Genomic DNA, 12,458 nt, shown 5'->3' on the forward strand with positions numbered 1-12,458 from the left:
CATCCAGAACTGGTAGAAGGCATAAGGCGAGGTTTTAGAAGGATCCAGCCATACAGCGCCCGATTCTGTCTTACCGAATTTTGTACCGTCAGATTTGGTTACGAGTGGAACAGTGAGACCAAACGTCTGCGCGCCATTCTGACGACGGGAAAGGTCGATACCACCAACGATATTACCCCACTGGTCGGAACCACCAATCTGCAGGGTGCAGTCGTAACGTCGATTCAGTTCAGCGAAATCCATCCCTTGAAGCAACGCATACGAAAACTCGGTGAACGAGATCCCCGCCCCTTCTCTATTCAGGCGCTGCTGCACCGACTCTTTATTGATCATGGCATTTACAGAGAAGTGCTTACCGACATCACGAAGGAAGTCGAGTACGTTCATCTCACCTGCCCAGTCAAGGTTATTCACAACAACGGCTGGGTTCTCAACACCGTCAAAGGCGATGAACTGACTGACCTGGCCACGAATCTTATCGGCCCACCCAGCCACAATGTCTGCGGTATTGAGCTGACGTTCAGCGGCCTTAAAGCTTGGATCACCGATCAATCCCGTCGCCCCACCTACCAATGCGATGGGCTTATGCCCCGCATCCTGAAAGCGACGAAGAACCAGAAGAGGGACTAAGTGTCCGAGATGAAGACTGTCTGCTGTCGGGTCAAAACCGCAATAAAGAACGCGAGATCCGCCGTTTAGGTGTTCATTAAATTCGTCTTCAGCGGTGATCTGGTTCAGCAGACCACGCTCTTTCAGGTCAGCAATAAGTGCGGCTGTCATGGGATCTATCTTCACATTAGGGTTGTCGGAAAGGGAGCTGAACATACCTGATCAAGGTGCAAAATCAAGTTCACCGGGTAAAATGCTCAGTGATTGTTTACACTTTCCTGCGAAATGCATACGAGGATTCGATAATAAGATGGCTCTGCCCGGGCAACTACAGTATTTCCCGTTACGTCACCTGATTGGTGCCGGGCTCGGTATTCTGCTGCTACTCATTTTGGTTCTTCTCCCGGATTCCGGTGAGTCAACCAAACAACAGACGTTTGTTATTGACCTTCCCGAGGTCTCAGAACCCGACACACCACCTCCTGTGCCTGAACCCGACTGGGAAGAGACCACAGTGAAAAGCGGTGACAGCCTCTCGGTTCTGTTTGATAGGGAGAACCTCAGTGCTGTTGATGTTATCGATATTGCAGCAGCAGTTCCCCGGGATGTTATCAATCTCAAAGTCGGTCAGACTGTGCGCTGGGTTCGGACGGCCGAAAATAAAATTTCGAAGCTGGAGATTATCCTGTCTCCACTCGCAAGACACTCTCTCGCCCGCGAAGATGATGGTAGTCTCTCATATGAGCTTATTGAACGAACGGCAGATTACATCCCTCGCTTTGCCTCCGCGACCATAGACAACTCTCTTTACTACGACGGCTCTCAGGCGGGAGTTCCTGACCAAATTCTCTATCAACTGGCGGCTATCTTTGGCTGGGATATCGACTTCGCGCTCGATATCCGTAAAGGCGACTCTTTCAGTCTCATCTTCGAAGAGGTTCAGCTGGATGGCGAGCAGATTGGCTACGGCGATATTCTGATCGCACAGTTTAATAACCGGGATCGCGAGCTTACAGCTGTTCGCTATGTCGACAGCGACGGTCAAGCGAACTACTTTACCCCGGAAGGCACGAGCATGCGTAAGGCCTTCCTGCGTAACCCGATTGACTATTTCCGCATCAGTTCTCGATTTAACCCGAACCGTAAACATCCGATTCTGAATACAATCCGGGCCCATCGGGGAACCGACTACGCAGCACCGACGGGGACGCCGATCAAAGCTGCAGGTGATGGCAAGGTAACCTTCGCCAGTCGCAATGGCGGCTACGGTAATGTCGTCGTCATCCAGCACGGTCAACGCTACCAGACCAAGTACGCACACATGAGTAAATTCGGGCGTGGCGTTCGGGTCGGCCGCTACGTGAAACAAGGCCAGATCATTGGTTATGTCGGAACCACGGGCGCCTCAACAGGGCCGCACCTGCACTACGAATTCCTGGTCGATGGCGTCCACAGAGACTCATTGCGGGTAAGACTGCCAAAAGCAGAATCTATTAAATCGTCGGAAAAAGCGGCGTTTATGAAGGAGTCCAATAAGCTGACCAGCTGGTTGAAAGACTTCAGTGTGTCTTCAAGCACAGACGGGGACTTTCAATGACTCTTTGTATTGGCCTGATGTCAGGCACCAGTGCCGATGGCATGGATGCTTGTCTCGTGGAGATCACACCGGACAAAGTGACGATGGTTGATGCCTTGTGCATTGATTACCCAGACGAAGTATCGGATTTCTTTAAGGCGTTAGCCATCAGTGAGACTCTCAGCGCTGAACTCATCATGGATGCCGACCGCTTAATCGCCCAATATGGCGTGCAAGCTGTCGTTACGCTGTTAGAGAAGAATACGCTCTCCTCCACTGACATCAGCCTTATCGGCAGTCATGGCCACACTCTACGCCACAGACCTCAACCGGACGGATTCAGTTGGCAGATTGGCGACCCCTCATGGCTCGCCGAGTACACAGGCATTACCTGCGTTGCTGACTTTCGCCGCAGGGACATTGCGGCTGGCGGCGAGGGGGCTCCTCTCGTACCCGCATTTCATCAGGTTGCGATGCAAGCGCATCAACCATGCGGCGTACTCAACATCGGCGGCATCGCCAACCTGACCCTGGTAAACCCGGACCCGAATAAAACTCTTGGGTTTGACACTGGCCCAGGGAACGCATTAATGGATGAATACTGCAAGGCCATGACAGGTTGCAGCTGTGATGCAGAAGGAAGCTCTGCAGCCAGGGGGGTGGTTATTTCTGACTTACTGGAAGAGTGGTTGCAGCATCCCTATTTTTCGGAAGAGCCCCCCAAAAGCACTGGCCGTGAGCTGTTCAACCTGAAGCAGCTTCAGATTCCCGAACAGTATCCCGCTGATAATGTTCTTGCCACGCTCGCAGAGCTGACAGCCACCAGCATAAGTAGCGCAATCAAGCGTTATGCGCCTGAACTTCAGGATCTTTATGTTTGTGGTGGAGGGCTGAAAAACAGTCACCTGATGAACCGCATCCGAGCCAACCTGCCTCAGATGAATATTCAGTCAACAGAAGCTGTTGGGGTACACCCTGACTGGATGGAAGCTATCGCTTTCGCCTGGCTAGGCTGGAGAACGTTAAATCACCTGAGTGGCAACCTTCCTGCGGTCACCGGTGCTCAGGGAGAGAGAATTCTTGGTGGGATTTACCCGGCGAGTACGGGCAAAAATAATCAGAAATAAGCGTAACCCGCACTTTCAAGACGTTTATTTTCCTGATCGGCTGATGATACGCCCTCGATGAAGGGGGGCAGGTCGGTCAGTTCTATACCTCGCTGGCCCGTCCAGTGACGGCAGACTTTGACATCAATGATATTAAAAGCATCCAGACGCGCAGCAAGATCAACCAGAGCTTTGTTGTCGCGATAGTTGTCGCGTTTGAAAAGTTCGATTTCATCCCCCGACAAAACCAGCATTACAGGCTCTCGAGTGCGGTAAACATCCTGCCCTGAGGCAATTTTTTCTGCACGCTGGAGTAAAGCGAGCATTTCGTCTGCAGAGTGTTCCTGTATCCGGGCCTGGAACAATGCCGGAATGCCCTCTGTAGATGCAGGGATTACCTCGGCTGTAACGTCACCTTCCTGTACAGCTTCAACAGGAGCAACCACTGAATTATCGATGGCTGGTGCAGACGTTGTTTCCTGAAGACCTTCGTTAGCGAGACTGGATAAAGAATATGAGGCTAGTAAAGCAGTTAATACAATTCGCATGGGAACCTCCCTGATGCGTATCAAGTCAGATTGCGAATGACGAACCACAACCACATGTAGAAGAAGCGCCCGGGTTCGACACCGCAAAACGCGACCCTTCCAGTCCTTCCTGATAGTCAAGCACTGACCCAACGAGGTAACCGTAGCTTAGTGAGTCTACAAGTACCCGTACGCCTTCTTTTCCGATGAGGGCATCATCCTCTGCCTGTTCATCATCAAAGGTGAAACCGTACTGGAAACCTGAACAACCACCACCAGTCACAAACACCCTCAGGCACAGCTCATCATCACCCTCATCTTCGAGAAGGTCACGAATTTTTTCTTCCGCCGCTTGCGTCAACTCAATCGGCGCGGCCTGCTGAACTGCTGTCATAATTACCTTGGAAAAGATGTCTTGGATAAGTCTTGTAGGATTATCTGCTTAACCGAGTGATTTAGTCAACTTTTGCCATTTCTGTCTGAGAAACGCCAGCGCCAGCTTTAGCTGAACCGGAGCCATGAATCAATTGGCCATTCACCTGCGCCCCTAATACCATTTCCATTGATGCGTAGTGGACATTGCCTGTAATGCGGGCTTTTTTCGCCAATTCAATATAGTCATAGGCATGGATATCTCCACATACCTCACCATTGACGATCACATTAGGTGCGGTAATCCGCCCTTCAACACGCCCCTTATCGCTAATACGTACCGACGCCTTAGAGCCCGGCTCGGCTATCAGGTTGCCCTTCAGGACACCATCGATCTGAATGGCGCCTTTCACTGCGATATCACCGCGGATTTCAGTGCGAGCCGAAATCACTGTATCAAAATCTATATGGTTGTTGGTCTTAGCACTGAACATCAGGCCTCTCCCTCGGAATTCCAGTTTCGGGTTTCTTCTACCCTTTGTGAGTTCTGCCCGCGTGACTGCATAACTACCTGTAGCTGTTGTGGGATAAAACCATCTGGCAGATTCAACACACCTTTGAGTTCCTGAAAATAACGGAAGCGGAATGGTATACCCAGTTCACTGATATTTTCATCCAGATCCCGGAGGGCGATAACTTCCTGCTCGCCGGATCGCAAACCAATCACATTGACTGCGACCTCACCCTGAACATAATTCGTGTTATCGACAACCTGAGTCATCATAACGGCATAGCTGTACTGATTTGCACTAATTGCATCGAGGTCAATCCGGCTGATACGTAAGCCTTTATCGGCGCTACCGGGCGCCATGATACCCTTGTAGAACGCAACTTCCTGCTCAAGCACGGAAACCTGATCCTTCAGACTTTTTACGGTTTCACGGAAACCATCCGCAGCTTGCCGGTCAACTTCGCCGCCCTTCTCGAGCACTGCCACGCGCTGACTTAAATCTTCAATGGTTTTCTCACTGGTGCGCAAACCGTCTTTAAGGTAACCATTTTCTTCTTTGAGTACCTTCATCTGCGTATAGCTATCGAAGTACCCGTAAAGGTAACCGCCACCTGCGGTCATCAGAATAAGAATGGCGAGCCAGAAAGCCCGCCGGAAGCGATACCCTTTCGCCCGGCGAACAATGACCAACTCATCCTGAACACTGCCTTCAACTACTGCCATGCTCTACCTCCAGAAACGCTCGTTAAGGCATCAGAGCAACATGTTGCAGGCCCATGTTTTCTTCAAGACCAAACATAATATTCATACATTGCACCGCCTGGCCGGATGAACCTTTAACAAGATTATCAATCGCAGACAGCACGATGACCTGACCGGTATCTTCGTGATAATGCAGTGCCAGGCGACACACATTGCTGCCCTTCACGCTTCTGGTCGCTGGCTGACTGCCAGCAGGAAGTACATCGACGAATGGCTCGTTGGCATATCGCTCTTCGTAGATTTTCTGCAGATCTTCGATCTTCTGCTCCGGCACCTGGGCGTAAAGAGTCGCAAGAATCCCGCGGATCATAGGCGCGAGGTGAGGCGTGAAAGTGATGTTAATGTCTTTTCCACCCGCAGCCGCTTTCAGCTCCTGACGTATTTCTGGCAGGTGACGGTGTCCGGATGTGCCGTAAGCCATAAAGCTGTCGGCCGTTTCTGCAAACAGCGAACCGACTTTCGCACCGCGCCCGGCACCACTAACGCCCGTTTTACAGTCAGCGATCAGTAGCTGGTCTTCGATCAGTCCCTGCTCAATCAGTGGTATCAAACCCAGTTCGACAGACGTTGGGTAGCAACCGGGACAAGCAACAAGGCGTGCTTTGCTGATGTCACTCCGATAGACCTCAGGCAAACCGTATACAGCTTCTGGGAGAATACCCGGTGCGCCATGCTCCTGGCCGTACCATTTTTCCCATGTCGGGACGTCTTTTAAACGGAAATCCGCAGACAAATCGACAACGCGAGCACCTGAGTTCAGCACTTCTTCTGCAAGAGCATGCGCAACACCATGAGGCGTTGCAAAAAATACGACGTCACATTCACCCAGCGCATCGGCATCTGGTACGGTAAAGGCGAGGTCGGTATACCCGCGGAGATTAGGGTACATATCATCGACCCGGACACCCTCTTCACTGCGCGATGTAATCACTTTCAACTCAGTTTCTGGGTGGTGCACGAGAATACGCAACAGTTCTACACCGGTATACCCAGTGCCGCCAACGATGCCAACCTTAATCACAGACAATCTCCGAAGTAGTCTAGTAGTGCTCTTGTATGCCTCCGCCACAGAATGCTATTGAACAAAGAGTATTTTATGGCGCAGGAAAGCGGCGCCCGGAGGGTGTTTCCAGCCGTGCCGCAAAGATGAGTATAATAGCGGGTATTCCGCACTCTTCACACCATAAGGCCAGAAAGGAACCGTCAATAGTGACCCCGTTACGCCAACTCTGGCAAAACATGATCACACTGTCTGACAACCAGATTGGATTAGCTGGCCTGGCGCTATTAACCGGACTTGTCAGTGCAGGCCTGATTACACTCTTCCGCCTGGCAATTGAGCTTCCCCTCGTCGCTTTCTTTCCGATTGGCTCCGCCGAGAATTTCGAAGGCATGTCGCAGGAAGTGCGTTCACTGCTTCTTCTAGGTGGCGGCGCCCTGCTGATTCTGTTGTTTTATTGGGTTCCACAAGAACGGCGCAGTATGGGCGTAACCCACGTTCTGCTTAGGATGGAGCGACATCAGGGATACATGCCCGCCCGCAACATTATTCTGCAGTGGATTTCTGCAGTGATTGCTTTGGTCAGCGGACACAGTGTTGGCCGTGAAGGACCGGCGATTCACATAGGTGCAGGCACGGGAAGTCAGATCGGACAACACACCGAATTAGCCCATCATCGCTTACGTATTCTCGCGGCGGCTGGCGTCGCCAGTGCGATTTCCGCTTCTTTTAATACACCGATGGCAGGAGTCATTTTTGCTATGGAGGTTGTACTTCTGGAGTACAGCATCCGCGGTTTTATTCCGATCATCCTCGCCTCCGTTAGCGGAGCCATCGTCAGCCGCGCGGTATTTGGGCATGAAACTGCGTTTGATGTTCCGGCGCTTAATCTCACCTCTTTATGGGAAGTCCCCTACATCATGTTGCTTGGTGTTGTCGCCGGACTGGTGGCCACTGGCTACATTTACCTGGTTAAATTACTACAGCGCCTCGGGCATCTCCCGCTTGTTTTACGCTGGGGCGGTTTAACAATCGCGACGCTGGCGATCAGTTGGTGGCTGCCTGAAATTCTTGGTATTGGCTACGACACAGTTAACGACGCCCTGAATGGTAAAGTCGTGTTCACCACCCTCCTGCTTCTGTTGCTGGCCAAGATGTTTCTATCTGGCTGGGCTGCTGCCGTCAGCTTTCCCGCCGGCCTTATCGGGCCGGTACTTTTTATCGGAGCAGCGCTTGGCGGGTTAATGGGGCAGCTCTCTGTCTGGCTGGTGCCTGACTACCCCCTCTCAATTGGCTTTTACACAATGTTGGGGATGGGCGCCATGATGGGGGCGGTACTCAGAGCACCATTGGCAGCGCTCGTTGCCCTGCTTGAGCTGACAGCTAACCCCAATATCATCATGCCCGGTATGCTGTCCGTTGTGATCGCCAGCTTAGTAGTCAGCGAAGTATTCCGGCTACCCTCGGTATTTCAGGTACAGCTCGGAGGCAACGCTCAATACCAGGCACCAAGCCCTGTACGGCAGATGCTGCGCAACACCTGGGTTGCTCAAGCGATGCAGACCTCCGTTGTAGAGGTGCAACGGAAAGTCGGTCGGGAAGCCGCTGGGTTTATTCTGCAACGTGATCCGAGCTGGCTCCTGATTGCTGGTGAAGACACCTTGATACGACCAGCCGCTATCGCCGAAGCACTCGAAACTGACCCTGATGCAGAAACCATTGACCTGTTTACCATCCCGGCTGACCGACAGGCGGCCGCCCGCATTTCGTTAAAAGCGAATCTGCAGGACGCCTTAGACCAGATGCAGTCACATCAATTACAATGGCTGATAGTGTATCGCGATGAGCGCCGTCATCAGTTCGCAGGTATCGTTTCGCGCGAAGACATCGAAAGCTACTACCAGTATCGTCCGGCACAAGGGGCCTGATTCATGACTTTCCTATGGCTGAAAGCCTTCCACATCATCGCTGTTGTGACCTGGTTTGCGGCGATTTTCTACTTACCGCGCCTGTTTGTGTATCACGCTGATGCCAGTGATGAGATATCCCGCGAGCGTTTCAAAGTTATGGAGCGTAAGCTCTATCGCGGAATCATGACGCCATCCATGGTGGTCGTCATCGCCCTGGGCATCTGGATGTTATCGATGAACACCAGCTTTTATTTCAGCCAGGGCTGGATGCACGCAAAACTCACACTGGTCGCCTTGCTCGTTGTATACCACTTCTATTGCGGCCAACTGTTAAAAGTATTCAAAGAAGACCGGAACACTCGCAGCCATGTGTTCTACCGCTGGTTTAACGAAGTTCCGGTATTTATTCTGCTCGGCGTCGTCATTCTCGTCGTCGTCCGCCCGTTTTAATTCCAAGGTATTGTTATGACTTATTCTATTTCCCAGTCGGAAGCGTTGTTCGAAGCTGCTCAGAAACACATCCCGGGCGGTGTAAATTCTCCGGTACGTGCATTCAAAGGTGTCGGTGGTACACCGATCTTTTTTGATCACGCCAAAGGGGCGTATGTGTTCGATGCCGACAACAACCGTTATATCGATTACGTGGGTAGCTGGGGGCCAATGATTCTTGGCCATTCTGCGGATGAAATTCTTGATGCCGTACGTGCACGTATGGATAAGGGCCTGAGCTTTGGTGCGCCAACCCATATTGAAATTGAGATGGCTGACGAAGTCTGCAAACTGATCCCGTCGATGGACATGGTGCGCATGGTTAACTCAGGCACCGAAGCCACCATGAGCGCAATTCGTCTGGCTCGAGGATTTACCGGCCGCGATAAACTGGTGAAATTTGAGGGCTGCTATCACGGCCATGCTGATTCACTGCTGGTGAAAGCGGGCTCCGGCATGCTGACTTTAGGCGTTCCGACGTCTCCCGGTGTTCCTGCAGGCGTTGCAGAAAACACCATTACCCTGAACTACAACGACCTCGATAGCGTTAAAGAATGCTTCGCGAAAATGGGTGACGAAATTGCGTGCGTCATCATCGAACCCGTTGCCGGTAACATGAACTGCATTCCTCCATCGAAGTCATTCCTCCAGGGGTTACGCGAGCTCTGCACTGTGCATGGCATTGTGCTTATTTTTGACGAAGTGATGAGCGGCTTCCGTGTATCACTGGGCGGTGCGCAACAATATTATGGCATTACTCCCGACATGACCTGTCTGGGTAAAGTCATTGGTGGCGGTCTGCCCGTTGGTGCCTTTGGTGGTAAGCGCGAAATCATGGAATACCTGGCGCCTCTCGGCCCTGTGTATCAGGCGGGGACTCTTTCTGGCAACCCACTGGCGATGGCCGCCGGTCTGGCGATGCTGAAAGCCATCCAGAAACCTGGGTTCTACGACCAGCTGACCGCACGGGTAAAACAGATGCTGGATGGTTTCAAAGCCGCGGCGGATAAGCATGGCATTCCATTCACCTCCACCAGCGCGGGCTCTATGTTTGGCCTGTTCTTCACCGAGTTGAACGAAATTAACGGCTTCCGTGACGTGGCTGACCACTGCGATGGCGAGCGTTTTAATAAATTCTTCCATGGCATGCTGAAAGAAGGGGTATACCTCGCGCCGTCTTCATTCGAAGCGGGCTTTATGTCCATTGCGCATACCGAGCAGGATATCGACGACACCATCGCTGCCGCTGATCGGGTGATGGCGACCCTGTGATTGAGAACACCGTCCTATTACTGATCTCTGCGCTCTTCTGTTGGTGCGCACGCCCTGTCCCCGGGACCGAATGGTCCGGGGAGAAGGCTGCGGACTTTGCTGCGGGCCTCATCATTGGCATTGCCGCTGGCGGGGAGATATTCAGCGCAGTCACGGGCAACGATGCAGCCGGAACGCTTCTGTACGGCCTGGCCTGGTATGCAGCGTTTCCATTGATCGTTCTCGTACGTACCGTGCAGGCAGCCCAGGTCGCCGGAGCCGGTGAAAATTGCTACTGGGACCGAGTGATCTGGGGGCGTATTCTTCTAGTATTGTGTGTCATTTTTGAGCTGGCACGTCGCAGCGATGTTGCGGAATATATACCGACAATTAGCGCACTTATCGGCGCGCTTTCTCTATTAGTCTGGGCACTCAAGCCACATCAGTTGTTAGCGCCAAAGCTTATCATAGCCGCACTGTGGGGAGCCGCAGTGGTGGGTTATCTGCTTCACACGAACGAGAGCATTTCGTTCGAGAGCCTGAAGTTGACCCCAGATCTCGCCTACCTTTCTATTCCCCTCACCATTCTGATTTATCAGGCCAACCTTCATATTCGCCAGCGCGAGGTCGGGCAATAGAAGTTAAGCTGCGATTGCATAACTGAAGGTTATCTATCGCACAATACCTGTATAAAAATTAGCCAGCTTTGTTAATGGTTCGGTCAATATTGCGATTAGCAAGTTGCTGGGCCTTGTCTACACTCAATAGCAGATACCAATATAGAGAATGTGGTTACTGCTATGAGCCAACCTCCTGCAATAAATAAATTCTATCGGGATGCGGACCGGTTTTTCCTCACCCTGAGCTTGGCATTGCTCGCGCTATCGTTCGGTCTGGCCAGCTGGAATAGCACCTGGGCGGAGGCCTTTCTGGTCGGTGTACCCGCCGTTGCTGTGCCTGCAATGATCAGCAAGGCCATGCCCGGCCATCGCTTAACACGCATTTCATTTGCGGCATCACTGATGGTTTTCTCGGCACTGCATATTCATCAGGCTCATGGTTTGATTGAAATGCATTTTGGTATCTTTGCTCTGCTTGCTGCGCTTCTTTATTACCGCGACCAGCTTACTATCATTACTGCGGCGGCCGTGATCGCAATTCATCACCTGGTATTTAACTACCTCCAGGAAATGGGTTCCGGCGTTTATATATTTGAGTACCATCCGGGACTCGATATGACTACCGGCCTGGAGATCGTACTTTTACACGCTGCCTTCGTCGTATTTGAGGCGGGCGTTCTCGTATATCTTTCCCGTAAGAGCTGGGCAGAATTCCTTCAGAGTGTTGAGTTGCTCAGTATTGGAGAGCATCTGCAGAAAGAAGGTCAGATTGATCTTTCCTATCAACTGGATAAACCTCAGTCTGCCTTCGGACATACCTTTAACACCTTTTTTGCTCAGATCAATGAACTCGTCAATGAAGCCCGTGAACTGTCTTATGAAATTTCGGGGATCAGTGATGATTTCGATAAGTCATGCAAAACTGTCGAGTCAGGGTCCAGCAAGCAAAGCGACGAAACAGATCTAATTGCTTCCGCCACTCAGGAAATGACCAGTGCGATGGAGGAGATAAATCGCTTTTCAGATGAAGCCGCCAAGTCTGCGACATCTGCAACCGAAGTCTCAGCGGCCAGCGATAAAGAAATTCGTGCAGCCCGCACCAGCATTGAGCGTTTAGAGCAAAATATTAAAACCGCTAACACTGTTATCGAGAACTTGGACTCAGAAAGTAACAATATCGGCTCTGTGTTATCTGTAATTCAGGGCATTGCGGAACAAACGAATCTTTTAGCACTGAATGCCGCTATTGAAGCTGCCCGTGCAGGTGAGCAGGGTCGCGGCTTCGCGGTTGTTGCGGATGAAGTCCGTACCCTGGCATCACGTACTCATGAGAGTACGGAAGAGATTCAGCGAATGATTGAACAGTTGCAGAAGGGCTCGGGTGAGGCGGTGAGCGCAATGGAAACATCACTGAGCGGTGTTGGCGAAAGCGTCAGCCAGATAGGTCATATCGATGAGCAGCTACGACTGATTAAATCAGCGGTAGAATCTATGAGTACGATGAATCAACAAATTGCTCAAGCTATTCGCGAGCAGAACCTGGCGGTCAACGAGGTCAATGGCAACATTATTTCGATCCGCGAAATCGGGGACTCGAACTTGGGACTGGCTCAGGCCTCGAAGGCGAAAACGGGGCAGCTATCGAGCATGGCTGGTAAGCTTGCTGGTTTACTGGCCAACTTTAAGACGCACTAGATCTCTCACACCATAAAAAACGGCCACTAT

13 protein-coding genes (1 of these 13 cut by a window edge) are annotated in these 12,458 nt (G+C 51.7%); 7 read left to right on the plus strand and 6 right to left on the minus strand.

What is annotated here, in order from left to right; genetic code table 11:
* On the minus strand, window positions 1-780 hold the 5' portion of the coding sequence (gene tyrS, locus B3007_RS01585; protein ID WP_301376633.1) for a tyrosine--tRNA ligase. Its footprint begins 519 nt before the window's first position; only the first 780 of its 1,299 coding nucleotides appear in the window; the start codon lies at window positions 778-780; its stop codon lies off the left edge, out of view.
* Window positions 781-919: 139 nt separating this feature from the next.
* Here tyrS and B3007_RS01590 point away from each other — a divergent pair, with 139 nt between their 5' ends.
* Both B3007_RS01590 and B3007_RS01595 read left to right on the plus strand, forming a co-directional pair.
* Window positions 920-2,206, plus strand: coding sequence for a M23 family metallopeptidase (locus B3007_RS01590; protein WP_301376634.1), 1,287 nt, complete (start codon window positions 920-922; stop codon window positions 2,204-2,206).
* Entirely contained in the window at window positions 2,203-3,312 is a 1,110-nt protein-coding gene (locus B3007_RS01595; RefSeq protein WP_301376635.1) for an anhydro-N-acetylmuramic acid kinase, read from the plus strand. Before B3007_RS01590 ends, B3007_RS01595 begins: the two co-directional genes overlap by 4 nt.
* Here B3007_RS01595 and B3007_RS01600 read toward each other — a convergent pair.
* The 5 genes from B3007_RS01600 to argC all read right to left on the minus strand — a co-directional run bounded on the left by B3007_RS01600 (window position 3,303) and on the right by argC (window position 6,484).
* Window positions 3,303-3,839, minus strand: coding sequence for a hypothetical protein (locus B3007_RS01600; protein WP_301376636.1), 537 nt, complete (start codon window positions 3,837-3,839; stop codon window positions 3,303-3,305). The genes B3007_RS01595 and B3007_RS01600 overlap by 10 nt on opposite strands.
* Window positions 3,840-3,864: 25 nt before the next feature.
* The gene (gene erpA, locus B3007_RS01605) at window positions 3,865-4,212 is read right to left on the minus strand and encodes an iron-sulfur cluster insertion protein ErpA (protein ID WP_068444719.1); all 348 of its coding nucleotides are present in this window, start codon (window positions 4,210-4,212) and stop codon (window positions 3,865-3,867) included.
* Window positions 4,213-4,273: 61 nt separating this feature from the next.
* Window positions 4,274-4,684, minus strand: coding sequence for a bactofilin family protein (locus B3007_RS01610; protein WP_301376637.1), 411 nt, complete (start codon window positions 4,682-4,684; stop codon window positions 4,274-4,276).
* Window positions 4,684-5,424: a DUF6776 family protein gene (locus B3007_RS01615; RefSeq protein WP_068444725.1), complete on the minus strand. Its 741-nt coding sequence runs from the start codon at window positions 5,422-5,424 to the stop codon at window positions 4,684-4,686. Before B3007_RS01615 ends, B3007_RS01610 begins: the two co-directional genes overlap by 1 nt.
* Before the next feature lie 22 nt (window positions 5,425-5,446).
* On the minus strand, window positions 5,447-6,484 hold the full coding sequence (gene argC, locus B3007_RS01620; RefSeq protein WP_301376638.1) for an N-acetyl-gamma-glutamyl-phosphate reductase: 1,038 nt from the start codon (window positions 6,482-6,484) through the stop codon (window positions 5,447-5,449).
* 188 nt (window positions 6,485-6,672) lie between these two features.
* Between argC and B3007_RS01625 the strand changes: the two genes are divergently transcribed.
* The 5 genes from B3007_RS01625 (at window position 6,673) to B3007_RS01645 (ending at window position 12,428) form a co-directional block, all read left to right on the plus strand.
* Window positions 6,673-8,391: a chloride channel protein gene (locus B3007_RS01625; RefSeq protein WP_301376639.1), complete on the plus strand. Its 1,719-nt coding sequence runs from the start codon at window positions 6,673-6,675 to the stop codon at window positions 8,389-8,391.
* 3 nt (window positions 8,392-8,394) lie between these two features.
* Entirely contained in the window at window positions 8,395-8,823 is a 429-nt protein-coding gene (hemJ, locus tag B3007_RS01630) for a protoporphyrinogen oxidase HemJ (RefSeq protein ID WP_068435644.1), read from the plus strand.
* Between the two features lie 15 nt (window positions 8,824-8,838).
* Window positions 8,839-10,134, plus strand: a complete 1,296-nt coding sequence (gene hemL / locus B3007_RS01635) for a glutamate-1-semialdehyde 2,1-aminomutase (RefSeq protein ID WP_301376640.1) — start codon at window positions 8,839-8,841, stop codon at window positions 10,132-10,134.
* Window positions 10,131-10,751 (plus strand): hypothetical protein, encoded by a 621-nt coding sequence (locus B3007_RS01640; RefSeq protein ID WP_301376641.1) that lies wholly within the window; start codon window positions 10,131-10,133, stop codon window positions 10,749-10,751. Before hemL ends, B3007_RS01640 begins: the two co-directional genes overlap by 4 nt.
* Before the next feature lie 162 nt (window positions 10,752-10,913).
* Complete coding sequence (locus B3007_RS01645) at window positions 10,914-12,428, plus strand: methyl-accepting chemotaxis protein (protein WP_301376642.1); 1,515 nt, start codon at window positions 10,914-10,916, stop codon at window positions 12,426-12,428.
* Window positions 12,429-12,458: the final 30 nt, after the last annotated feature.

This window comes from Thalassolituus sp. UBA675 (assembly GCF_002297765.1).
Lineage (GTDB): Bacteria > Pseudomonadota > Gammaproteobacteria > Pseudomonadales > Oceanobacteraceae > Thalassolituus.